We start from the raw sequence: 25,736 nt of genomic DNA, 5'->3' as shown, positions 1-25,736 counted from the left end.
AATAAAAGAAAATGCAAGAAGGTATTTCAGGTAAAATAGCCCAATTTTTTATTAACTCAAAACTGACCATTTTACTGATGGTGGGTTTGATGATTATTGGAGTTTATAGTTCGTTTCTAATTCCGAGGGAGGAAGAACCGCAGATTAATGTTCCGATGGCCGATGTAATGGTGGGTTATCCGGGAGCGAGTCCTACGGAAGTGGAAAGTCGTGTGGCCAAACCATTGGAGAAAATTATTTCGAATATTAAAGGAGTGGAACACGTGCATACGATGGCGATGAACGGTCAGGCGATGCTGATTGTGCAGTTTTATGTAGGTCAGGATGTGGAGCGTTCGTATGTTAAATTGTACGACGAATTAGCGAAACACGAAGATATGTTTCCGAAAGGAGTGTATAAACCGATGGTGAAAACACGTTCTATTGATGATGTTCCTATGTTGGGAATTACGCTTTGGAGTGCTAAAGAAGATAATTTTCAGCTGCGCCAAATTACCGAAGAAGTAACATCGGAGATTGAAAAAATAAAAGATGTGGCGATTACCAAAGAAATTGGTGGCAGCAATCGCGAACTGAAAATAATTCTCGACAAGGATAAAATGGCCGAAAATGGCGTGGATGCTTTGGGAATTATGCAAATGATACAAGCCAATAACGGAAGTTCACAATCCGGGAGTTTTGTACAAAATGATCAGGAATATTTGATTACTACAGGTCAGTTTTTATCGAATGCCGAAGATGTAGAAAATTTAGTGGTTGGTGTAAATAAAAACATGCCAGTATATCTGAAACAAGTGGCGAAAGTTCAAGACGGACCGGCTACGCCCAGAAGTTATGTGTCTTTTGGCTATGGCAAAGCCAATGAAAAATTCAAAACGGCAAAATCAGAATATCCTGCCGTCACTATATCAGTTGGTAAAGTTAAGGGGGCAGATGCAATGAAAATTTCGGAGAAAATAATTGCGAAAGTAGAACAGCTAAAGAAAAATTTAATCCCGACTGATGTTCATGTTGAAATCACCCGTAATTATGGGGAAACAGCCTCGGATAAAGTAGGCGAATTGTTGTTGCATTTGGGAGTGGCGATAGTAGCGGTGACTATTTTGGTGATGTTAGCCATGGGATGGCGCGGTGGATTGGTTGTATTTTTCTCGGTTCCATTGACATTTGCACTTACCCTGTTTGCTTATTATTTATTGGACTACACGTTGAATAGGATCACACTTTTCGCTTTGGTTTTTGTGGTGGGAATTGTGGTCGATGACAGTATTATTATTGCCGAAAACATGCACCGACACTTCAAGATGAAGCGACTGCCCTTTAAACAAGCGGCTATTTATGCGATAAATGAGGTGGGAAATCCAACGATTTTAGCAACATTTACCGTTATTGCGGCTATTTTGCCAATGGCTTTCGTATCTGGAATGATGGGACCATATATGAGCCCGATGCCAATTGGTGCCTCGATTGCAATGATTTTATCTTTGTTTGTGGCTTTGACTGTAACGCCTTATTTGGGATATCATTTGCTTCAGGAAAAAGACGATCAAAAACACAAAGAATCTGAAGGATTAGAAACCAGTCGTATTTATAAATTGTACAACAAACTGGAACGACCATTCTTAGAAAGCAGTACAAAAAGAAGAATGCTACTTGCCGTTACTGTTGTGTTATTGTTTGGTTCTGTTTTGATGTTTTTCACGAAATCAGTAGTGGTAAAAATGTTGCCCTTTGATAACAAAAATGAATTTCAAGTCGTGATTGACATGCCCGAAGGAACAACATTGGAGCGAACTGCAGTGGTTACCAAAGAAATTGCTCAATATTTATCGACCAGAGCAGAAGTAGTCAATTATCAGAATTATATTGGAACCTCTGCTCCTATTACATTCAACGGATTGGTACGTCATTATGATTTGCGTGGCGGAAGCAACATGGCGGACATTCAGGTGAATTTATTGCACAAAGAAAACCGTGATATACAAAGTCATGCAATTGCGAAAGCGATGCGTCCTGCCATTCAGAAAATTGCTAAGAAATATGGTGCAAACGTGAAATTAATTGAAGTACCACCAGGACCGCCTGTATTGTCAACCTTGGTTGCTGAGATTTATGGTCCAAATTATAAAGATCAGATAAAAGTAGCCCAACAGGTAAAAACTACATTGGAAACTACTTCGGATGTTGTGGATATTGACTGGATGGTTGAAGACAATCAAACGGAGTATAAACTAGAAGTGGATAAAGAAAAAGCGATGCTGAATGGAATTGCTCCGCAGCAAGTGGTTGGAAATTTGACGTATTTACTCAAAGAATATCCAATTTCTAATTTGTATGATGAAAATTCGAATGATAATGTGGGAATTGTTCTTTCGCTTGACGATAAAGACAAAACGAGCTTACAGGACATTCAAAACCTAAAAATTAAAGGAAGCCAGGGAAATATGATTCCCGTAAGTGATTTGGTAAAAGTAAAAACGGATACATTACAAAAAACCATTTACAGAAAAGACCAGAAACGTGTGGTTTATGTAACGGCTGATATGGCTGGAGCATTAGAAAGTCCGGTTTATGCGATTTTAGGAATGAGTGAAAAATTGACTAAAATGAAAGTTCCAAAAGGATACAAAGTCAATGAATTGTATCTGGAGCAACCCACAGATGAAAGTGATTTTACTGTAAAATGGGATGGGGAATGGCAAATTACTTTGGAAGTATTCCGTGATTTAGGGGTTGCCTTTATGGTGGCGATCGTAATCATTTATATGTTGATTGTGGGCTGGTTCCAAAACTTTAAAACACCAATTGTGATGATGCTCGCTATTCCGCTATCCTTAATCGGGATTGTGTTTGGTCACTGGTTGTTAGGTGCTTATTTTACAGCTACTTCTTTCATTGGAATGATTGCATTAGCTGGTGTTATGGTAAGAAACTCGGTTTTACTGATTGACTTTATAGAAATCCGACTGAATGATGGTGTCCCATTAAAACAAGCGATAATCGAGGCTGGAGCTGTGAGAACCTCTCCTATTCTATTGACAACTGGTGCGGTGGTTATTGGAGCTTCCATCATATTATTTGATCCTTTGTTTCAGGGACTGGCTATTTCCTTGGTGTTTGGAGCAATAGTTTCCACTATTCTAACATTGATTGTGGTACCATTGATTTATTATATAACGGAGAGAAAGAAATGGGAAAAATAAAAAATGGTGCAACGTTTAAGGTTTAAAGTTGTAAAATCGGAACCTTAAATTTTAAAATTTTAAACAAAAAACAAACATGAAACTACTGATTATTACCGCAGTCATATCATTTGAAAAAGACATCAAACAAATGCTAAAACAAGCCCATGTGAAAACCTTCACCTACAAAGAAGTTAAAGGCTTTAATGATATTTCTGAAGAAGCCATTGAAAGCAATTGGTTTTCAACAGAATTAAATGAAACTGAATCGATATTATTTTATGCTTTCGTAAAAAAAGAGAATATAAATGCACTATTTGATTTGTTTACTGAATTCAATGAAAAGCTAAAAACGTCATCCAAAATACATGTTGCCGTTCTAAATATCGAAAAATCAAATTAAAATAAAGAATTATGAAAAACAGAATTGTAAGAGCCGTAGCCGGCAGTTTTATATTAATCAGTTTACTTTTGGCAATCTATGTCAACCAAAATTGGTTATGGTTTACCGCTTTTGTAGGAGCCAATTTATTACAGTCTTCTGTTACCAAATGGTGTTTGATGGAACAAATACTCAATAAGTTGGGGGTAATAGATTAATAATATACTTTAAATTTAAAATATAGAAAAACCGAAATGTAAGTTTCGGTTTTTCTGTATATAAATAATTTCTTTTAAATCGGAACCATAGCAAACTGTATTTATAGTTCTGCTTCACGGTTCCAGAAACGGTGATTTCCCATAGCATCTATAAATTCTTTTGTAAAATTTTTATTGTTAGTTTTTGAATTAATAATAATTCCTTCTTCTTCATTTTTATCTACTTTATCATCGATATTGGTTTTACCCAATATTTCAAATTCATCAGCACCTATGACTTTGCAATGCTTGTAAGCTTCATTGATAAATTCGATAGCTTCAGCATAGGAATTTAAAAAACCAGCATTTTTTCCGCCGGGAATATATACAGCATCAAATAAAACAGAAGCGGCAATTAAGAAACTCTGATCAACCGCAAGTTCATTCCCTTCGCTAGTTTTTATAGTCCCTAAATGCGGTGCTATAATTTTTGCAGTGGCGCCCGCTTTTTCTAATGCGGTTTTCATGGCATTAATTGATGCTTGATGAACTCCTTCTGAGCATAAAAACGCCACTTGTCTTGTCGCAATTGTTTTAGACAATGTTTTGTTTTTAATCATACTCAACGCATCCGATGATTTCACACTTTGGGTAACTTTTTTTGGTTCATATTTTTGTTTGTCAGCATTCGCTCCAACACCACGATTTATTGGTTTTTCTGGGCTGCTCGGAACTTTAAGTCCTAAGCCTTGGGCTACTTTATCAGCTAATGTTTTATCAATTTGCGATAATAAACCTAACATTCGGGTTTTTATGGCAATGGTTTCTAATTTGCCCAGTTCAAAACGCAATGCTTTTATGATATGATTTTTTTCAACTTGCGTTTGACTGTTAAAGAACAAGGTTGCCTGGCTAAAATGATCCGAAAAACTCTCGCTGCGGTCCCGTACTTTGTGAGCATCAATCCTTTCATTGAAACTGGTAAAACCACCTTCATCAATTTTTGCCTGAAAAGGACAACCTCCACCAAGAGAATTGGGGTGATAGCTAACCCGACCTACATTAATTTCCTGACGCATGTGACCATCACGCTGATTATTGAACATAGGTGCAATAGTTCTATTGATAGGAATTTCATGAAAATTAGGGCTTCCTAAACGTGATAATTGGGTATCGGTATAAGAAAATAAACGGCCTTGTAATAAAGGATCGTTTGTGAAATCGATTCCTGGCACAATATGACCCGGGTGAAAAGCAACTTGCTCCGTTTCTGCAAAGAAGTTGTCTGGATTACGATTGAGGATCATTTTTCCAATTATGGTTACAGGAACTAACTCTTCAGGAACTATCTTAGTTGGGTCTAATAAATCAAATTCAAATTTGTGTTCATCGGCTTCGGGAATAATCTGAACGCCTAATTCCCATTCCGGATAATTTCCATTTTCAATGGCTTCCCATAAATCCTGACGATGAAAATCGGAATTTTTTCCAGATATTTTTTGGGCTTCATCCCAAACTACGGCATGGGTTCCTAATTTTGGTTTCCAATGGAATTTCACAAAATGGGATTCATTTTTGGCATTTATAAAACGAAAAGTATGCACACCAAAACCTTCCATCATGCGCAAACTTCTCGGAATCGCCCGGTCTGACATTACCCACATAATAGTATGCATGGTTTCTGGCATTAGGGAAATAAAATCCCAAAAAGTGTCATGTGCTGAAGCTGCTTGTGGCATTTCGTTATTCGGTTCCGGTTTTACAGCATGAATTAAATCCGGGAATTTTATGGCATCCTGAATAAAAAACACCGGCACATTATTTCCAACTAAATCATAATTGCCTTGCTCTGTATAAAATTTAACTGCAAATCCTCTGATATCACGTGCTAAATCCGTAGAACCTCGTGATCCTGCAACAGTGGAAAAACGGGCGAAAACGGGCGTTTTAAGACTAGGATCCTGAAGGAATTCTGCTTTAGTATATTTCTCCATAGACTCATAAACCTGAAAATAACCATGCGCAGCTGAACCTCTTGCATGCACAATTCTTTCCGGAATTCTTTCATGATCAAAATGGGTTATTTTTTCTCTTAAGATAAAATCTTCCAATAACGAAGGCCCGCGTTCGCCTGCTTTAAGAGAATTAGTATCATCATTAATTTTTAAACCTTGGTCGGTTGTCATAAACTGATTAGTACCATCGGATTTATTTAATTTCAAATCCTGCTGTTTCTGATTTTCAGAATCATCTACGTTTTTTTTGGTGTTTTTCATTTTAATAGTTTATTGGTTTTTACACTTTCTAACTTTTAATAAATTTACATATTAAAGATAAAAAAAAATTATATAATTCTATTTTAAATTTATAACATTATTGAAATTTAAAATTATAATAGTTTTATTTACAATAACTTATGTTTTTTATTTAGATTTTACAATCCTTTTTTAAAGGAAAATTTAATGCCAAAATAGTACCGCACTTCACAATAGAAATTTCTTTAGTAACAAATATTTTTAGATAAGAAATGAACTAAAAAACTGTGTCAATTTCATCACATTGACTACCTCAGCAATATTATTAAAATAGATTTAAACCTCTTTAATTATTTTGCATTTTTAACCAATATCTAATTACTGTTTTTTAAAAAGATGTTGCATTTTATTGCGAAATCAATTCATTAGTTAATAGAAAGTAAACGGTTTACCCGCTTTATTTAACCGCATTTTCGTCTTTGCATTCTGAAAGAATTTAGTTATTTCGATGTACTTTTTTCTTGAATTTAAAATCCCTGTTTTTACTTCCAAAATATTTATGGTTCTTTTATGACTATTGTTACATGAAAAGATTCGTACTCTGTAACTTCAATACTGGAATCTCAAAAATAAATCTAATTTTATATTTGTAACTAACAGTCAAGGAGCTGATTTACGAATTTTAAGCCTGAAAATTTAAATGCTTTACAGTTTTACAAAGTTATTTTTTTGTTAAAACATATAACATTTGTATATACAAATAAAAAACATGTTACATTTGTATCTACAAATGACATACGTAAAGGCATGAAAATTGAAGATGAAATAAAAAGTACGATTGCATTAGACATTTCAAAAAAAATTATTTTGAATGTTTTGTATACACAAAATGTAATTAATGATAATTTTAATGATATACTGAAATCGTATGATATATCTGGCGAACAATATAATGTTTTACGAATATTGAGGGGTCAGAAAGGCAGTCCTGCAAATATGTTTGTAATTCAAGAACGCATGTTGGCAAGAACGAGTAATACTACTCGATTGGTAGATAAATTATTACTAAAAAATCTTGTTACCAGAAATGTTTGCCCTGAAAACAGAAGAAAAATTGAAGTTTTAATTACACAAAAAGGCTTAAATGTTCTTAACGAATTAGATCCTAAAGTAATTGAACACGAAGAATTTTTTTCTAACAATTTAAGTTTACAAGAATCTGAACAATTAAATAGTTTATTAGAAAAATACAGAAATAAATAACAATCATTATGAGTACATTTTTAGAACACCAAAACTGGCGTTACGCCACCAAAAAATTTGATACAACAAAAAAAATAGCAACGGAAGATTTAAATATTTTAAAAGAAGCCATTCGTTTAAGTTCTTCCTCATATGGTTTGCAACCTTACAAAGTTATTATCGTTGAAAATCCTGAATTAAGAGCACAATTACAACCAGCAGCTTGGGGTCAATCGCAAATCGTTGAAGCTTCTCATTTAATCATTTTTGCCAATGAAACAAACATTGGAGATGATGCAATTGATAGTTTTTTGAAAAACATAAGCGCAACAAGAAGCACTCCATTAGAAGATTTATCTGGCTACGGCGATATTATGAAATCAAACATTTCAAAATTAACTTCGGAAGCAAAAAATATTTGGACAGCTAAACAAACGTACTTAGCTTTGGGAAATTTATTAAATGCAGCAGCTGAATTAAGAATTGACGTTACACCAATGGAAGGGTTTCTTCCTGCTCAAGTAAATGAAATCTTAGGACTAGACAAATTAGGTCTTAATGCTTGTCTAATGGCAACTTTAGGTTACAGACATATAGAAGATGCTACACAACATTACAAAAAAGTAAGAAAGTCAACCGAAGAATTATTTATCACCTTATAATTACTAATTCAAATTAAATATTAATCAAAAATCAAATTAAACACATGAAAAATTTAAAGTCAATTGCATTAGCATTAGTTGTAGTTTTATCTACTTTATCAGTAACCGCGCAAACTAAAAAAGTAGATGTTTCAAAAAGTTCAATCAACTGGGTTGGGAAAAAAGTAACGGGACAACATAGTGGAACCGTTAACCTAAAAGATGGTCAATTAGTTTTCAAAGGAAAAAAATTAGTTGGTGGTACTTTTAATGTTGATATGACTTCATTAACATCTACAGACCTTACAGGTGAGTACCTAGGAAAATTAAACGGTCACTTGAAATCAGAAGATTTCTTTGGAACTGAAAAATTTCCAACTGCAACCTTAGTTTTCAAAAAGGCTACTATAAAAGCTCCTAATGTATATACGGTAACTGGTGATTTAACAATAAAAGGAATAACTAAACCGATAACTTTTGATCTTGCAACAACAAAAAATACTGCTGCAACTACATTTAAAGTGGACAGAACAAAATACGATATCAAATATAATTCTGCAAGTATCTTCAGTGCTATTGGAGACAAAGCAATCTCTGATGATTTTGAATTAAATGTAGCTTTAAAATTTTAATATTTTTTCAAAGAAAAATATTGAACCCCAACAAGAAATTGTTGGGGTTTATTTTTTACCCAAATTTATTTAACAAAAAAACTTGAAATTTAATATATATTTTTAGTTTTTTATTTTTGAATAATCGAAATTCATTTATATATTTGTAACAAGAATAAAAAGATGAAAGCAATTACAAACAATACTTGGTGGTGGAACAATTTACGTCAATCGTCGTGAACTAAGCTTCCTATAGTATTATTAAACTATAAATATAAAAGGCTTGTCATCACGACAGGCCTTTTTTTTTGCTCATTTTATCACTATCACACAACACTAAAATATATATAAATTGAAACCTTTTAAACTAAATACAAAATATAAGCAAATCCTTGCCGATACTATTACACCGGTAAGTGTATATCTCAAAATTCGTGATAAATTTCCAAATAGTTTATTACTGGAAAGTAGTGATTATCACGGAAGTGACAATAGTTTTTCATACATCTGCTGTAATCCGATTGCTTCTATAAAAATAGAAAATGAAACCATTCATAAGACTTTTCCTGATGGTAGTTGTGAGAAAATTAAAATTGATTCTTCCATTGATATTCCAGCAGTTATTCAAGAATTTTCGCATCAGTTCAAATCGGAGAAGAATAATTTTAAATTCATCAATAATGGTTTGTTTGGTTACATTTCGTACGATGCTGTTCGTTATTTCGAAAAAGTAACGATCGCTAAAAAAGACAATAGTATTTCTATTCCTGATGTGTATTATGCCGTTTACCAAAACATAATAGCTATCAATCATTTTAAAAATCAAGCGTATATTTTCTGTCATAGTTTAGACGGAAGAAACAACATTTCAGAAATCGAACAATTATTACAATCCCGAAATCTTGCTTCCTATAAATTCTCTAAAGAAGGAGCCGGTTTTTCTAATTTGACAGACGACGAATTCAAACATAATGTGGCTTTGGCCAAAAAGCATTGTTTCCGTGGTGATGTGTTCCAATTAGTTTTATCCAGACGATTCACCCAAGGCTTTAAAGGCGATGAATTTAATGTTTACAGAGCGTTACGAAGCATTAATCCTTCGCCCTATTTATTCTTTTTTGACTATGGTGATTTCAAAATATTTGGTTCTTCTCCGGAAGCCCAAATTATTGTAAAAGACCGTAAAGCAGAAATTCATCCCATCGCAGGGACTTTTAAACGAACGGGTGATGATGAAAAAGACGCTATTCTTGCTAAACAATTATCAGAAGACAAGAAAGAAAATAGTGAACATGTCATGTTGGTGGATTTAGCCAGAAATGATTTAAGTCGAAATGGACATAATGTTAATGTCGAAAAATATAGAGAAGTACAATTTTTCTCCCATGTTATTCACTTAGTTTCAAAAGTAACAGGACATTTGCACGAAAATGCTACAACGATGCAAGTGGTAGCAGATACTTTTCCTGCGGGTACATTGAGCGGCGCTCCTAAGCACAGAGCCATGCAGCTAATTGAAGAATATGAAAAAACAAACCGTAATTTTTATGGCGGAGCCATTGGTTTCATGGATTTTGAAGGTAATTTTAATCACGCCATAATGATCCGAACATTCCTAAGCAAAAACCATCAGCTGCACTCTCAAGCCGGAGCTGGAATCGTAGCCAACTCCGATGAAGAAAGCGAAATGCAGGAAGTATATAATAAGTTAAGAGCGTTGAATGCAGCTTTGGATTTAGCGGAAACAATATAAAATAATTTAAAAATTCAATAATTTAAGAATTTAAAGATTGCTGAAACGCAAGAATTTTTCAATCTTTAAAACTTTCAATTTTTCAATAATAAAAATGAAAAAAATACTAGTCATAGACAATTACGATAGTTTCACTTATAATTTAGTGCATTATCTAGAAGATTTAAATTGTGAAGTAACCGTTTATAGAAACGATGAATTTGATATTGATGAGATAGCTAAATTTGATAAAATATTGCTTTCTCCAGGACCTGGAATCCCGGATGAAGCAGGATTATTGAAAGATGTAATTAGAAAATATGGCCCAACCAAAAGTATTTTTGGCGTATGCCTAGGTCAACAAGCGATAGGCGAAGTTTACGGAGGAACGCTTTCAAATTTGGATAAAGTATATCATGGTGTAGCTACGATGGTAAAAACCGTCGTGGATGATGAACTCTTATTCGAAGGATTAGGACACGAATTTGAAGTAGGACGCTATCATTCTTGGGTGGTGGACACCAATTTACCTGATGTTCTGGAAGCGACTTCATTAGACGAAAACGGACAAGTAATGTCGTTGCGCCACAAAACGTACGATGTACGAGGTGTCCAATTTCATCCAGAAAGTGTGTTGACTCCCAATGGAAAAAAGATATTGGAGAATTGGGTTAAAAATTAGTCATATTGACAAATTTCATACTCGCGAAAGACTTTAAGACCTTGGACTTTCAACTTTAAGACATATTTAAAAAATGAAAAACATATTAAACAGATTAATTAATCACGAAATGCTTTCGCAAGAAGAAGCAAAAAACGTATTGGTAAACATCTCCAACGGAAGTTATAACACCAGTCAAATTGCTTCTTTTCTTACTGTATATATGATGCGTAGTATAAGTATCGAAGAGCTTTCCGGATTCCGTGAAGCATTATTGGACTTGTGCATCCGTGTGGATTTATCCGCTTACAATACGATCGATTTATGTGGAACAGGCGGTGATGGAAAAGATACCTTCAACATCTCAACTTTATCTTCATTTGTGGCTGCTGGTGCAGGAATAAAAGTAGCAAAACACGGAAATTATGGAGTTTCCTCAATTTCAGGTTCCAGTAATGTGATGGAGAAACTAGGAATCAAATTCAGTAATGACACTGATTTTCTGGAAAGATGCATTGATAAATCAGGAATTTGTGTTTTACACGCTCCGTTATTTCACCCCGCAATGAAAAATGTGGGACCCATTCGAAAAGAATTGGCTGTAAAAACATTCTTCAACATGTTAGGGCCAATGGTAAATCCATCATTCCCAAAAAATCAATTAGTCGGTGTTTTTAATTTAGAAATGGCCAGAATATATGCATATTTGTACCAAACTACCGATGTGAATTTTACCATCCTGCATTCGCTTGACGGCTACGACGAAGTTTCATTGACAGGACCTACAAAAACAATTACCAGTTCTATGGAAGGAATGCTAAATCCGGAAGATTTTGGTGTTCGTCTTTTGCTTCAAAGCGAAATAGAAGGTGGAACTACTATCGAAGAATCAGCTCAAATATTTACTGATATCATTTCTGGAAAAGGAACTGAAGCTCAAAATAATGTGGTTTGTGCCAACGCCGCAATGGCAATAGCAACGGTTACTAAATGTTCTCCTTTAGAAGGATTTCAAATAGCGAAAGAAAGTTTATTATCCGGAAAAGGACTTGTAGCTTTGAAAAAATTGAAAGAGTTAAGTAAATAAAAATAGTTGGAAATTTAAAGTTGTTTGTTTTTTTCAATCTTTAAATTCTTGATCTTTAAATTAAAATAAATGAACATTTTAGATAAAATTATAGTTGACAAAAAAAGAGAAGTCATTCTCAAGAAATCAATCATTCCTGTTTCGCAATTGGAAGCTTCGATTTTCTTCGAAAAAAAGACTATTTCTTTGAGCAACAATTTAAGGAACAGCACATCAGGAATTATCGCAGAACACAAACGGCGTTCGCCTTCGAAAGCCGAAATAAATTATAGTTTTACGGTGGAAGAAGTAACTAAAGGTTATGAAAATGCTGGTGCTTGTGGAATTTCAGTATTGACGGATGGAAAATATTTTGGTGGTTCGTTAGACGATTTACTTTTGGCAAGAGCCACAGTAAACATACCATTATTGAGAAAAGAATTTATTGTTGATGAATACCAAATCTTGGAAGCCAAAGCCCACGGAGCTGATTTAATTTTGCTAATTGCTGCGGTTTTAACAAGAGACGAAATCAAATCATTATCTGAATTCGCTAAAAGCTTGGGATTGGAAGTTTTATTGGAAGTTCACAATCAGAAAGAATTGGAAAAATCGATTATGCCCACATTAGATATGATTGGCGTGAACAACAGAAACCTGAAAACATTTGAGGTGAGTTTGGATTTCAGCAAGCAATTGGCAGCACAAATTCCGAATGATTTTGTAAAAGTTTCCGAAAGCGGGATTTCATCCGTTGAAGCGATTAATGAATTAAAGGCCTACGGATATAAAGGATTTTTAATTGGAGAAAACTTTATGAAAACGAATAATGCCGGTAAAGCGGCAGCCGAATTTATCAGTCAACTATAAAATAACAATGTTAGGGTTTTAAATCTTAGCAGGGATCAATAAAAACATATTATGAAACTCAAAATCTGCGGCATGAAATATCCCAGTAATATATTCGAAGTAGGTTTACTCCTACCCGATTATATGGGCTTTATATTCTGGGAGAAATCAGCGCGGTATTTTGATGATGTTATTCCGGATTTACCAAAATCAATCAAGAAGGTAGGAGTTTTTGTCAACGCTACACAAGAAGATATTCTTGAAAAAATAGCAAAATACGATTTGCAAGCCGTTCAATTACACGGACAGGAATCGGTTGAATTTTGTTTAGATTTGAAGCAAGTTTTAAAAGAGGAGAATGGAAAACAGGCTCAGATTAAAATTATAAAAGTATTCTCTGTTGATGATTCTTTTGATTTTGAGGTGCTCAAACCGTTCGAAACCGCTTGTGATTATTTCCTCTTTGATACCAAAGGGAAATTACCTGGCGGAAACGGAACCACATTCGACTGGAAAGTATTAGAAAAGTATCCCTCAAACAAACCGTTCTTCCTGAGTGGCGGAATCGGAATTGATGAAATGGACGCCGTGAATGAAATTTTGAAAACGAATTTACCCATTTACGCTATTGATGTAAACAGTAAATTTGAGATAGAACCCGGATTAAAAAACATACAATTATGTAAAGACGTTGCAATGCAACGTCTTTACCCAAAAAAATAAAAAAATAAAATATGTCATACAACGTTAACGAAAAAGGCTATTACGGAGAATTTGGAGGCGCCTACATTCCTGAAATGTTATATCCAAATGTAGAAGAATTACGTCAAAATTATTTAAAAATCACGGCTGAACCTGAATTTCAAGCTGAATTTGATGCCTTACTAAAAGATTACGTAGGTCGCCCTACGCCTCTTTATTTTGCAAAACGCCTATCTGAACAGTACAACACTAAAGTTTATCTAAAAAGGGAAGATTTGTGTCACACTGGCGCCCATAAAGTCAACAATACCATAGGACAAATCCTTTTGGCGAAACGTCTAGGCAAAACTAGAATCATAGCCGAAACTGGCGCGGGTCAACATGGTGTCGCTACAGCGACCGTTTGTGCGCTAATGGGGTTGGAATGCATCGTATATATGGGCGAAATCGACATCAAGCGTCAAGCGCCAAATGTAGCTCGTATGAAAATGTTAGGTGCTGAAGTTCGTCCGGCTCTTTCGGGTTCAAAAACCTTAAAAGACGCCACTAACGAAGCTATTCGCGACTGGATCAACAATCCCGTTGATACCTATTATATCATAGGATCTGTCGTGGGACCGCATCCCTATCCAGATATGGTAGCGCGTTTCCAAAGTGTTATTTCTAAGGAAATCAAGGAACAATTACTGGAAAAAGAAGGACGTGAAAATCCAGACTACGTAATCGCTTGTGTAGGTGGCGGAAGCAACGCTGCCGGAGCTTACTATCATTTTCTTGATGAACCATCCGTGAATATTATCGCTGTTGAAGCCGCAGGATTAGGAGTAGATTCGGGCGAAAGTGCCGCTACCTCCGTCTTAGGTAAGATTGGTGTTATTCATGGCAGCAAAACCTTGCTAATGCAATCTGTTGACGGCCAGATTACCGAGCCATATTCCATTTCTGCAGGTTTGGATTACCCAGGAGTTGGCCCTATGCACGCGCATCTATTCGCTTCAAAAAGAGCTCAATTCATTTCCATTACAGATCAGCAAGCTATGGATTGGGGTTTAAAATTATCTAAAATGGAAGGTCTGATTCCTGCAATTGAAAGTGCGCATGCCTTTGCCGTCCTCGACGAAATGAAATTCAAACCACAAGATATCGTAGTCATCAATCTTTCCGGTCGTGGAGACAAAGATTTGAATACCTACATCGATTATTTTAAATTATAAGTTGGGTTTATCCCGTATTTATTTCGGTGCGTTACCTCGCTTTCACTAGCGTTTCAGTGCGGTCAGGCTTTCCGTTGCAATCTTTTTTATCTCGTTAAAAAAAGAGATAAAAAAGGATTTCCACTTCAAACGAAGTTCACTGAAGTCCTATAAAAAATAAGAGTTTAGTGAAGTAATCCTTATCGCTAACCCAGCAATAAAAATAACGTTCAATTCACATTTTTCAAAATAGAAACTATGGAAAAATTATTTGCTTACGGCAGCTTACAAAATGAGGACATACAAAAAGATCTTTTTGGGCGTATTCTTGACGGAACTCCTGAAACGTTAGTTGGTTATGTAGTGAAAGAAATTCAAATCGAAGAAGAATTTGGATTGGTACACTATCCCATTATTACTGAAACTAATAAACCGGAAGACACCATCAACGGAATGGTATATTCCATTTCGCTGCAAGAACTTCGCCAAACGGATCTTTACGAAGGATTGCATTACAAACGTGTGGAAGTGCATTTGCAATCCGACCAAAAAGCTTGGGCCTATAGTGCGGCAATTTAAACTAGTAAATTAAAACTATGAGGTCAAAAAAGACCTTGTAAACAGAATAAAAAATATAAAAATGAACAGAATAAATCAAAAATTACAAGAGACTAAAAAGATACTTTCCATTTATTTCTCTGCGGGATATCCTAGCTTAAATGATACCGTACAAATCATTCAGGATTTAGAAAAAAGCGGTATCGATATGATTGAAATTGGATTGCCATTCAGCGATCCACTGGCCGACGGGCCAACGATTCAAGCCAGTTCCACACAAGCATTGCACAACGGAATGACGACACAAGTTTTGTTTGACCAATTAAAGAATATTCGTAAAACGGTTTCTATTCCTTTGGTGATTATGGGGTATTTCAACCCAATGTTACAATACGGAGTGGAGAATTTCTGCCAGAAATGTGCGGAGATTGGTATCGACGGATTAATCATTCCTGATCTTCCCGTTGATGTCTATGCTGATGAATACAAAGCTACTTTTGAAAAATACGGATTGAAAAATATATTCTTGATTACGCCACAAACTTCTGACGAGCGTATCCATTTTATTGACAGCGTCTCCGATGGATTTATTTATATGGTAAGTTCGGCAAGTGTTACGGGTTCACAAACTGGTTTTGGAAGCATTCAAGAAGCCTATTTCAAACGCATTGCTGACATGAATTTAAAAAACCCACAAGTAATTGGTTTTGGAATCAACAATAAGGAAACATTTAACCAAGCAACACAATTTGCCAAAGGAGCGATTATAGGAAGTGCCTTCATTCAGCATTTAACCGAAAACGGAACAGGAAAAATTGAAGAGTTTGTAAAAGCGATTCGATAAACGACATCTTTTGTATTAAATTAAACGGTATTTAAATGAACTTTAAACGCCGTTTTTTTTTGTAAATTACAAAAATTTTGTAATAATTTATTTATATATTTACAAAATAGTAAAACCCTTTTTATGCACAAAGCCAACGTAATTTGGCTGGATTGGAGCCACTTTACATCTCCTATATACTAGTTGTGAGAAATTTTAGCTAAACCGATAAAAAAGTATAATCTACATCAAAATCATTATGAAAAAAATCAAATCCTTCTATTTTAAAAACTTTTTTTTAAGTATTATTATTCTATTGACTACTTTAACAAATGCTGTAGCGCAAAATAAAACTGCTGAACTAGATAAATTAATGAATCAAGCTCACGCAAATGGTGTATTTAATGGAAGTGTTTTAGTTGCTGAAAACGGAAAAGTTATTTATCGCAAAGGTTTTGGTTATGCAAATAAAGAAACAAAACAGTTATTAAAACCAGAATTTTGTTTTGATTTGGCATCTGTTTCAAAGCAATTTACTGCTATGGGAATTATGATATTAAAAGAAAGAAATAAGCTTTCTTACGATGATAAAATCACGAAGTATTTCCCTGAATTCCCTGCTTATGGGAAGGATATTACGGTACGAAATTTACTCAATAATACTTCAGGAATACCTTTATATCAGCCATTCGCTACTAAAGATAACTTGACGAATGCTGAAATTTTAAAAATAATTGAGGAAAGAGAAGCGCTAGACGCTAATATCGGTGAGCGATATGTCTACAATAATGCTGGGTACGTGATGTTGGGTATAATTATAGAAAAAGTTTCGAATATGACCTTAGCGGAATTTTTGAAAGAAAATATTTTTAAACCATTAAAAATGAAAAATAGTTTGGTTGCTGATGCTCCAAAAATCGATTTAAAAAATAGGGCTCTGGGTTATTCTGTGATTGGTGAGCTTGATGATTATACAGTTTCACATACTGGTTCTACTAGTATATTTTCAACCGTTGATGATTTGTTTTTGTGGGATCAAGCTTTATATACTGAAAAGTTAGTTTCAAAGAAAACAATTGAGGAAGCATTTACTCCTGTAATTTTAAATAATGGTTCATTGTCTAATTACGGATTTGGATGGTTTCTTACTCCAGAAAAAAAATCAGTTAACCATTCAGGAAGTGATTTTGGTTACCGTACATTTATCATGAGGGATTTAGACAAAAAAAACACTTATATATGGCTTACGAATGCTGGAAATGCTATTCCAAAAGATGTAATGAATGTTGCAATTGAGAACATATTAGCTTCTAAGCCTTATGAGATACCTAAGATTACTGTTATTTCAGAATTTCAAAAAGCGTTAGAAGTAAACTCTATGGATGAAGCTATTACCAAAACGACTAAATCTATACAATCTGATTCAAATCTGTTTATGATGGACGATGCCGCTATTAATGAATTGGGGTACAAATATCTTAACGACAAAAAATTAGCAGAAGCTTTCTCCATTTTCAAATTTAATGTGGCACTAAATCCAAACTCTTCAAATGTTTATGACAGTCTAGGCGAAGTTTATCTATTGCAAAAAGATACGGTCAATGCTATCGAAAATTATAAAAAATCAGTGGCTTTGAATCCAGATAATGCAAACGCAATAAAGGTTTTAAAAAAATTAGGTATTGAGACAACTGACATAATTACTGAAGTAAGAATTACACCAGAAGTTCTTAAAACCTATTTAGGAAAATATCAGTTAAATGAAAATTATTCTTTTACGGTAACCGAAGACAAAGGGCAGTTGTATATACAAGGAACGGGCGAAAAAATTACAACTGTATATCCAATGGCGCAAAATAGATTTTACAGTAAGCTAATTACAGCTCAGTTTACTTTTAATAGAGATAAAAATGGGCATATTGATAGTTTGACATTGAATATGGGAAAAGACATGAATGCTAAAAAGTTGAACTAAAATTAAGAGTTTATAAAAAACGAACCCACAACACACACATTGCAATAGTCGGGTTTAAGGCTGAATTTAAAGATGTTTTTGTACCATCCCTTGGAAGAGTACTTTACGTTATCGTTAATGCTGCGCAAACGTCTCTGACTTTGCGCAATTTTATGAATTTGATAGAAAAATAAAACACTCTAAAGTCTCTGACTTTCATCAATCTTAAATTTAAAAACACAAACAAGTCATTAAAATCGTTATTTTTATATTAAAAATACATCAAGATGAAAGAAGACTATGTAATTTGGGATCAGACTTTACCAAGCTCCGAAAACGTCCCAACTCCCCGAAGTGTTGCCACTTCCGAATTTATTTTTCAATAAAAAAATCATTTATTTGTACTACATCTATAAAACATAAATTTCATGGATTATGATCAATTTATTTTCTGTCTCGAAGCCGTTACCGATGTAGAAACGAACACCACTACTGAAGTGGTCAAAAACTTAGAACAATTAGCCTTTGAACAAGGTATTACAAGCATTTATAAAACGTGTGATACTATTGAAGGATTAGAAGAAAGTTTAAATACCTTGCTCCATGAGGACCATAATTTTAAGGATTATGAAATAATCTACTTAGTCATGCAAGGCGAAGGAAACACTATTTGCCTCAATGAGTATTACTACAGTTTAGAGGAAATAGCCGAAATCTTTGAAGGCAAAATGAAAGGTAAAATTTTCCATTTTGCCAATTCAAAGGTATTAGACTTAAGCGAGGAAGAAGCACAATACTTTTTAGATATTACAGGAGCACGTGCTATTTCTGGTTATGGATCGGCATTTCATAACTTAACTAGCGGTCCCATCGACAAAGCTTTTTTTAGCTTATGTCAAGAACAAGATGATCTCGTCGAAATTGTAGAAGAATTATATAAAAAACACTATGCGCTTTGTAAACTACTCGATTTCAGAATGTACTATTAAAAAATTAAATTCAGCGCTAAAGATCCCCGCTTCGCAAATTAATCTTCTAAAAAATAAATACATTCTACAATACGGATTGGGTAAAATTCAAAGTTTGTTTTGTACTTTTAAAACATACTCATATACCGAACACTCAAATTACAACAATGAATTATCAGTTTAGAAAAGCGGAACTATCTGAAATAGCTCCAATATGGGAAATTTTACAACAGGCTATTCGACGAAGAAAAGAAGACGGTAGTACTCAATGGCAGGACGGTTATCCAAATCCAGACGTTGTTCAAAAAGATATTGAAAAAGGAGAAGGATTTGTTTTGGTTGCAGGAGATACAATCATCGGTTACAGTGCGGTACTAATCAATGACGAACCTGCTTATGAGAAAATTGAAGGCAACTGGCTAACGAATGATGATTTTGTAGTACTGCACCGCGTTGCTATTTCGGAGCAGTATTTGGGTAAAGGCTTGGCAAAAATGATTCTCAAACACATAGAATATTTTGCGCTAAGCAACAACATTTACAGCATAAAAGCAGACACCAATTTTGACAACATAGCCATGATGAAAATTTTTGAAAATTTGGGCTATACGTATTGCGGCGAGGTATATTTTAGAGGAAGTTCTAGAAAAGCGTACGAGAAAGTACTAACAAAATCTTTCTGAAATTTCTACAATTTGGTTAACTATAGAAAAAACACTACTTTTAATTTTATCAAACGCTATTAATATGAAATGGACACTAATCTTTTACTTACTTATTGCCATCAGTCTTACAGGATACAGTCAAAAGAAAGAGGAATCTGAATTGATTAAAAAACTGTTAGAAAAAGAATCGGCTACGTGGAGAGCCAGGGACAGTAAAGGTCATAGTGACTGTTGGTATATCCAGCCGTACAGCCGAATATTAATTTCTACACCTAAAGGCGAAACATTTGATGTTCCCCCATCTGCAATGATCAACACCAAACCGGAAGCAATGGGAAATGGTGGTTTTGCAGTCAACAGCAACTATAAAATGAGCATTAATGCTAAAACGGCCTGGGTAAGTCATGATGAAGAATCTACAGCTAAAGACGGCAAAAAAACATTCTCATATGAAATTCGGCTTTTAGAGAAAATTAAAAACAAATGGAAAGTAGTGGGACAGTCGATTCATATTTATAAATCGGAATAAACAATCCTTTTGTGCATTTGCAATACTAATTAAAAACGCCCCTTAATTCTAAAATAATAGAATTAAGGAGCGTTTCTTTTTTACTGCTAAACACCTACTCCGCCATCTCCGTTTCAAATTCCATATGATCTACTATTTCTGCAGATTCCGGTTTTGAAGCTTTAAGCGCATTGAACCTTTCTAATTGTTCTGTTTCCCCTTCTTCCCCACTGAAATATGGAAAAACATCCATAATAGGAGATTCTGATACGGCGGGTATGGTATAATCACCCATCGTGCCTTTCATCACACCGACGGTGTTATCATACGCTTCTTTTACATCATTGGCTTGCACTAATAAATACATATTGGTTTTGCGTTCTTTGCCACTTTCTTCGTCATACGCCAATAAGGATACTTTGGATCTAAACCAACGATCCGCATTTTCAAAAGGATGTATCTCTGCATAATTAGCCACTTTGATATTCGTGATTTTAAATTCTTCACTGATGTAGGCCGACATCTCTTCATTAATTCTGCTTTCTGCTTCCGTGTAGGATAACGCGTCTACCAAGTACGGTTCTGTCGTAATCTTTTGTCCTCCAGTTTCGTCTGTTTTTCTATATTTTACTTTGCATTCGTACCAAATTGTGCTCATATATTTTTTTTTAAGAACGTCAAAGATAGATTTTAAAGAAAAAAAATAAAACAATTAATAAAATAGATATCCACAATTTCGGCGGGCGGTAAATATTTCTTCGCTCTGCTTTTACGACGCAATAAAAGATATGTCAATCTTCTGTTTCAACATTTATAATGACTCGAAAAACCTGTTAAATTTAAGTTAAATAAAAAATTAAACAAGCGTTTAAATTAAACAGTTGTTTAATTTTGCATCGAATTAAAAACAGAAGAATTGAAAAGCAATTTTAACGATAAACAAATTATAATTCTGGAAGTAGCCGAAACGCTATTTGCAGAAAAAGGATTTGAAGGCACTTCGATACGAAATATTGCTAAAGAAGCCAAGATAAACATTGCGATGGTTTCTTATTATTTTGGTTCTAAAGAAAAACTGCTGGAATCACTTATACTTTATAGAACTTCCGACTTAAAAATACAGTTGGATAATTTAATAATCGAAGACCTCGAACCTACCGAGAAAATAAATAAATTGATTGAGCTTTACATCAATCGCATCAATTGCAATAAAGGTATTTACAGAATTTTACACTTCGAATTTACCTCTAAAAAAGGAGATTCAAATCTTCAGGCTTTCTCGGAATTAAAAAAAGGAAACCTTAAATCCTTAGAATCCATTATTATAGAAGGTCAAACCAAAGGCATTTTTAGAAAAGACGTGATCATTCCTTTAATAACGCCAACAATTTTAGGTACTTTCTTTCATTTCCATATGAATAAAACTTTCTTTCAAAATTTACTAAATTTGAACACAGAAGATTTGTACAATAATTATATAAAAACCAATTTGACATTACACATTCAACAAACTATAAAAGCCCTTCTGATATATGAAAGTTAGTCAATTAATGCTCTTCGGGATTTTCTTTATAGGAACTTCTGCTGTAGAAGCACAAGAAAAAACGAGTTTAACACTCGATGAAGCCATCCATTTGGCTTGGAAAAACAGTAATGAGGTTAGCTTGGCCAACACTAAAGTGGCGACTAAAAAATACGAATTACAATCTACAAAAAACAATCAATATCCTGATTTGAAAGTTTCGGGACAATATCAAAGATTGGCAAAAGCGTCTATTGATCTAAAAATCAATAAAAGTGCTACTTCACAACCACTTCCCGTTGTGGATCAATTGATGATTGGACAAGTTAACGCCAGCGTACCCGTTTTTGCAGGATTTAAAATCCAAAACAGCATCAAGGCTTACGAAAACTTATATCAGGCAGAAACAGCTACAGCTTCTCAAACAAAGGAAGAAGTGGCGATGAAAGTGGTTAACCATTATGCTAATTTGTACAAAGCACAAAAAACATTGGAACTTTTAAAAGAAAATCAGAAAAGAGCGCAACAGCGAGCAACTGATTTTAGTAATTTAGAAAAAAACGGAATTATCCCTAGAAACGATTTATTAAAATCACAGTTACAAGTTTCTAAAATTCAGTTGTCCATAGATGAAGCTGCTAAAAATTTAAATATAGTAAATTTTTATCTGGTTACCTTACTGAAATTGCCCGCTGGTACAAAACTCGTGATTAACGAAAGTGATTTTGCCAACTTTCAGATGGATAATATTCCAACTAATGACGAACCGGCGCTGCAAAATCGTAAAGATTTAGAAGCAATCCGTTTTCAAGGAAAAGCAAGTCAGGCAAATATTAAAATCGCAAAAAGTGCGTATTATCCTTCTATAGCAATTATAGGGGGTTATACCGCATTAGATCTAAAAAATGTAATAACTGTTCAAAATGCAATGAATATTGGTGTGGGAGTTTCTTATGATTTAAGTGCTATCGTAAAAAATGGAACTACCGTAAAAATAGCTGAAAGTAAAGCGCTTGAAGTACAAAATTCTGAAGCGATGCTGACTGATTATATCAAACTAGAAGTTCAAAATGCAATAGAAGATTATGATCTGGCATTAAAACAAAATGATGTTTATATCCAAGCGGTTGAACAATCATCAGAAAACTACAGAATTATAAAAGACAAGTATGATAACGGTCTTTCAGATACCAATGATTTACTCGAAGCCGATGTAGAACAATTAGGTTCAAAAATAAATAAAGCGTTAGCAAAAGCAAATATTATTCAAAAATATTACGAACTGCTTTCCGTTACCGGTCAGTTATCTCAATCATTCAATCTAGCAAAAATATAATCAAAACACATGGAAAAGAAAAAGACAAATACAAAATTTATTATTATCCTAGCGGTTTTGGTAGTATTAGGCGGAACTTATGGAATTTATAAATACATGCACTCTTTGGCTCATGAAGAAACAGATGATGCACAAATCGAAAAAAACATGAATCCTATTATCCCTAAAGTTTCCGGGTATGTGGATAAAGTATATATCAAAGATAATGATTTTGTGAAGAAAGGTGATACCTTATTTACCATAGACAAGAGAGATTATCAGTTGAAAATAGACGAGGCAAATGCTTCCTTTCTTGCTGCTGAAGGTAATTTTGAAGTTTCTAAAGCAGATATTGGTAGTGCTTTGGCCAACATTTCTGTATCTGATGCTAATGTATTATCTGCCGGAGGAAATATTCAATCTGCAAAAATTAGATTGGACCGAATCGACAGTGATTACATTCGATACAATAATTTGTATAAAAATCACTCTATTACAAAACAACAATACGAGCAAGCCTTGGCGTCGAAATTAGAGGCCGAAAATCAAGTCCGCATTTTGCAACAGCAAGAAAGAGCCAGTGCTTTTCAAAAATCTGTAATTGTGGCTAAATCAAAAGTTTCGAATAAACAGACTGATGTTGCTGCCGCCAATATCAAAAGAGCAAAAGCGATTCTTGATGCTGCCGAATTAAATTTGACCTATACAGCAGTTACAGCGGCTATTGACGGTCAGGTTTCAAAAATTGATATTCAGCCAGGACAATTGGTACAACCGGGACAATCTCTTTTTTATATTATTAATAATTCTAATGCTTGGGTAATTGCTAATTTTAAGGAAACGCAATTGAATAAAATGGTCATTGGACAAAAAGTAACTGTAAATGTAGACGCATATCCTGACTATAATTTTGAAGGGTCGATCACGTCATTTTCGCCGGCAACAGGGTCCCGTTTCTCTATTTTACCCCCAGATAATGCAACAGGGAATTTTGTAAAAACGATTCAAAGATTACCTGTAAAAATAAGCTTGAACAAATCTAACGATGTCGAGAAAATTAAATTACTGCGTCCGGGGATGAATGTTGATGTTGACGTACATTTAAAATAAAATGGCAGTAGTAGAAGACGATTTAGTAGAATATGGCTATAGAAGGGTTATTATTACGATAACAGCTGTACTTTGTGCATTGCTGGAAATCGTTGATACAACGATTGTGAATGTAGCTTTAACTAACATGAGAGGAAGCCTGGGTGCGACCTTGAATGATGTGGCGTGGGTAATTACGGCTTATGCTATTGCAAATGTAATTGTCATTCCCATGACGAGTTGGCTTTCGCAACAATTTGGCCGAAGGAATTACTTCGTGGTTTCCATTATCATTTTTACGGTTGCCTCCTTTATGTGTGGGAACTCCAATAACATATGGGAACTCATTGTGTTCCGATTTATACAAGGTCTTGGTGGTGGTGCTTTATTGGTTACCGCACAAACGATTATCACCGAGAGTTATCCTATTGCAAAACGGGGCATGGCTCAGGCAATTTACGGAATGGGTGTGATTGTGGGCCCTACTTTAGGTCCGCCGTTGGGAGGTTATTTAGTAGATCATTTTTCTTGGCCTTATATTTTCTATATCAATATTCCTCTTGGTATTATTGCCGCTATTTTAGCATTTTCTTTTGTAAGAAGTCCGCAATATGGTGAAAAATTAAAAGTCAACCAGGTCGATTGGTGGGGTATTTTTCTATTGGCTGCTTTTATAGGTTCTTTACAATTTGTTTTAGAGCATGGGCAACAAGATGATTGGTTTAACAACTCAACAATTGTAATTTTAAGTACCGTCTCTTTATTTGGATTAATATTATTTGTATGGCGCGAATTAACCTATAAGCATCCCATTGTAAACTTAAGTGTCTTAAAAGATGGGAATCTTAGAATTGGTATTGTAATGTGCTTTATTCTGGGATTTGGGCTTTATGGTTCGACATTAATAATTCCAATTTATACACAATCTATTTTAGGGTGGACAGCAACTGATGCCGGATTATTACTTATTCCAGGTTCAATTACTACCGCTTTTATGATGCCAATTATTGGTAAATTAATTCAACGCGGAGTTCCTCAAGGATATATGGTGGGTGTTGGTTTTTTGGTTTTCTTTTTCTTTACTTTTATGATGCACAACAGAATGACCCCGAATACGGGTACTGAACATCTATTTTGGCCTTTGATTTTGCGAGGAATTGGATTAGGATTACTTTTCGTGCCTATAACGACCTTATCACTTTCTACGCTGAAAGGGAAACATATTGGTGAAGGCGCGGCGTTTACAGGAATGATGAGACAATTAGGTGGTTCTTTTGGTATTGCTATTATCACCACTTTTATTACAAGATTCAGTCAGAAACATCGTGTAGACTTAGTTTCTCATTTAGATGCCAGCAAATTTGAAGTGCAGCAACGCATCGCGATGCTACAAAAAGGCTTTATGTCTAAAGGATTCAGTAGTAATGTTGCACTAAAAAAAGCGTATCAAGCCATTGATTATTCTATAATGAAGCAAAGTACCGTTTTATCATATATGGATATTTTTCTTTATCTGGGAATTATGTTTTTATGTTGTATTCCTATTATATTTTTAATAAAAAAAGGAAAAAACAAGATCAATCCTGCGGATGCAATGCATTAATTTATATAATTTTTAAAA

The 25,736-nt window shown here is 34.4% G+C and carries 24 protein-coding genes; 22 read left to right on the top strand and 2 right to left on the bottom strand.

From position 1 onward, the window contains the following. Positions 1-11: 11 nt before the first annotated feature. The 3 genes from ACFX5D_RS06620 (at position 12) to ACFX5D_RS06610 (ending at position 3,782) form a co-directional block, all read left to right on the top strand. Positions 12-3,203, top strand: a complete 3,192-nt coding sequence (locus ACFX5D_RS06620; protein WP_379857442.1) for an efflux RND transporter permease subunit — start codon at positions 12-14, stop codon at positions 3,201-3,203. A 76-nt stretch (positions 3,204-3,279) separates the two neighbouring features. Then, the gene (locus ACFX5D_RS06615; RefSeq protein WP_104000500.1) at positions 3,280-3,585 is read left to right on the top strand and encodes a hypothetical protein; all 306 of its coding nucleotides are present in this window, start codon (positions 3,280-3,282) and stop codon (positions 3,583-3,585) included. Between the two features lie 11 nt (positions 3,586-3,596). Then, the gene (locus tag ACFX5D_RS06610) at positions 3,597-3,782 is read left to right on the top strand and encodes a YgaP family membrane protein (RefSeq protein WP_379857441.1); all 186 of its coding nucleotides are present in this window, start codon (positions 3,597-3,599) and stop codon (positions 3,780-3,782) included. Between the two features lie 101 nt (positions 3,783-3,883). Here ACFX5D_RS06610 and ACFX5D_RS06605 read toward each other — a convergent pair whose 3' ends face one another. Then, on the bottom strand, positions 3,884-6,037 hold the full coding sequence (locus ACFX5D_RS06605) for a catalase (RefSeq protein ID WP_379857440.1): 2,154 nt from the start codon (positions 6,035-6,037) through the stop codon (positions 3,884-3,886). A 786-nt stretch (positions 6,038-6,823) separates the two neighbouring features. Here ACFX5D_RS06605 and ACFX5D_RS06600 point away from each other — a divergent pair. From ACFX5D_RS06600 to ACFX5D_RS06530, 15 genes are all read left to right on the top strand, one after another. After that, positions 6,824-7,279 carry a MarR family winged helix-turn-helix transcriptional regulator gene (locus tag ACFX5D_RS06600; RefSeq protein WP_379857664.1) on the top strand — a complete coding sequence of 152 codons (456 nt, stop codon included), beginning with the start codon at positions 6,824-6,826 and terminating at the stop codon, positions 7,277-7,279. A gap of 8 nt (positions 7,280-7,287) precedes the next feature. Continuing rightward, positions 7,288-7,920, top strand: coding sequence for an NAD(P)H-dependent oxidoreductase (locus ACFX5D_RS06595; RefSeq protein ID WP_379857439.1), 633 nt, complete (start codon positions 7,288-7,290; stop codon positions 7,918-7,920). Positions 7,921-7,964: 44 nt separating this feature from the next. Continuing rightward, complete coding sequence (locus tag ACFX5D_RS06590) at positions 7,965-8,531, top strand: YceI family protein (RefSeq protein WP_379857438.1); 567 nt, start codon at positions 7,965-7,967, stop codon at positions 8,529-8,531. Between the two features lie 331 nt (positions 8,532-8,862). Next, positions 8,863-10,263, top strand: a complete 1,401-nt coding sequence (locus ACFX5D_RS06585) for an anthranilate synthase component I family protein (RefSeq protein WP_379857437.1) — start codon at positions 8,863-8,865, stop codon at positions 10,261-10,263. Between the two features lie 94 nt (positions 10,264-10,357). Beyond that, complete coding sequence (locus tag ACFX5D_RS06580; RefSeq protein ID WP_379857436.1) at positions 10,358-10,924, top strand: anthranilate synthase component II; 567 nt, start codon at positions 10,358-10,360, stop codon at positions 10,922-10,924. Positions 10,925-10,997: 73 nt separating this feature from the next. Further along, a complete protein-coding gene (gene trpD / locus ACFX5D_RS06575; RefSeq protein ID WP_379857435.1) occupies positions 10,998-11,990 on the top strand; it encodes an anthranilate phosphoribosyltransferase in 993 nt (330 codons plus the stop codon). Positions 11,991-12,059: 69 nt separating this feature from the next. Continuing rightward, entirely contained in the window at positions 12,060-12,839 is a 780-nt protein-coding gene (gene trpC, locus ACFX5D_RS06570; protein ID WP_379857434.1) for an indole-3-glycerol phosphate synthase TrpC, read from the top strand. Between the two features lie 51 nt (positions 12,840-12,890). Further along, a complete protein-coding gene (locus ACFX5D_RS06565; RefSeq protein WP_379857433.1) occupies positions 12,891-13,541 on the top strand; it encodes a phosphoribosylanthranilate isomerase in 651 nt (216 codons plus the stop codon). Positions 13,542-13,552: 11 nt separating this feature from the next. Further along, the gene (gene trpB, locus ACFX5D_RS06560; protein ID WP_379857432.1) at positions 13,553-14,734 is read left to right on the top strand and encodes a tryptophan synthase subunit beta; all 1,182 of its coding nucleotides are present in this window, start codon (positions 13,553-13,555) and stop codon (positions 14,732-14,734) included. 237 nt (positions 14,735-14,971) lie between these two features. Beyond that, complete coding sequence (locus ACFX5D_RS06555) at positions 14,972-15,292, top strand: gamma-glutamylcyclotransferase family protein (protein WP_379857431.1); 321 nt, start codon at positions 14,972-14,974, stop codon at positions 15,290-15,292. Between the two features lie 61 nt (positions 15,293-15,353). Further along, positions 15,354-16,115 carry a tryptophan synthase subunit alpha gene (gene trpA / locus ACFX5D_RS06550; protein WP_379857430.1) on the top strand — a complete coding sequence of 254 codons (762 nt, stop codon included), beginning with the start codon at positions 15,354-15,356 and terminating at the stop codon, positions 16,113-16,115. 238 nt (positions 16,116-16,353) lie between these two features. Next, complete coding sequence (locus tag ACFX5D_RS06545) at positions 16,354-18,069, top strand: serine hydrolase (protein ID WP_379857429.1); 1,716 nt, start codon at positions 16,354-16,356, stop codon at positions 18,067-18,069. Between the two features lie 407 nt (positions 18,070-18,476). Next, positions 18,477-19,037: a DUF6642 family protein gene (locus ACFX5D_RS06540; RefSeq protein WP_379857428.1), complete on the top strand. Its 561-nt coding sequence runs from the start codon at positions 18,477-18,479 to the stop codon at positions 19,035-19,037. Positions 19,038-19,183: 146 nt separating this feature from the next. Next, the gene (locus tag ACFX5D_RS06535) at positions 19,184-19,699 is read left to right on the top strand and encodes a GNAT family N-acetyltransferase (RefSeq protein ID WP_379857427.1); all 516 of its coding nucleotides are present in this window, start codon (positions 19,184-19,186) and stop codon (positions 19,697-19,699) included. 64 nt (positions 19,700-19,763) lie between these two features. Further along, positions 19,764-20,210, top strand: a complete 447-nt coding sequence (locus ACFX5D_RS06530; RefSeq protein WP_379857426.1) for an endo-arabinase — start codon at positions 19,764-19,766, stop codon at positions 20,208-20,210. Between the two features lie 94 nt (positions 20,211-20,304). Here ACFX5D_RS06530 and ACFX5D_RS06525 read toward each other — a convergent pair whose 3' ends face one another. Further along, a complete protein-coding gene (locus tag ACFX5D_RS06525; protein ID WP_379857425.1) occupies positions 20,305-20,847 on the bottom strand; it encodes a DUF4494 domain-containing protein in 543 nt (180 codons plus the stop codon). A gap of 258 nt (positions 20,848-21,105) precedes the next feature. Here ACFX5D_RS06525 and ACFX5D_RS06520 point away from each other — a divergent pair, with 258 nt between their 5' ends. Genes ACFX5D_RS06520 through ACFX5D_RS06505 form a run of 4 tightly spaced genes read left to right on the top strand, consistent with a single transcriptional unit; the run spans position 21,106 to position 25,718 of the window. Beyond that, complete coding sequence (locus ACFX5D_RS06520) at positions 21,106-21,732, top strand: TetR/AcrR family transcriptional regulator (protein WP_379857424.1); 627 nt, start codon at positions 21,106-21,108, stop codon at positions 21,730-21,732. After that, entirely contained in the window at positions 21,722-23,047 is a 1,326-nt protein-coding gene (locus tag ACFX5D_RS06515; protein ID WP_379857423.1) for a TolC family protein, read from the top strand. The genes ACFX5D_RS06520 and ACFX5D_RS06515 overlap by 11 nt, the downstream gene beginning before the upstream one ends. 9 nt (positions 23,048-23,056) lie before the next feature. Then, positions 23,057-24,136, top strand: coding sequence for an HlyD family secretion protein (locus ACFX5D_RS06510; RefSeq protein WP_379857422.1), 1,080 nt, complete (start codon positions 23,057-23,059; stop codon positions 24,134-24,136). A 1-nt stretch (position 24,137) separates the two neighbouring features. Continuing rightward, complete coding sequence (locus tag ACFX5D_RS06505; RefSeq protein ID WP_379857421.1) at positions 24,138-25,718, top strand: MDR family MFS transporter; 1,581 nt, start codon at positions 24,138-24,140, stop codon at positions 25,716-25,718. Positions 25,719-25,736 lie beyond the last annotated feature (18 nt).

The organism is Flavobacterium fructosi (genome assembly GCF_042787335.1).
Lineage (GTDB): Bacteria > Bacteroidota > Bacteroidia > Flavobacteriales > Flavobacteriaceae > Flavobacterium > Flavobacterium fructosi.
This window is presented reverse-complemented; position numbering and strand designations above follow the sequence as displayed.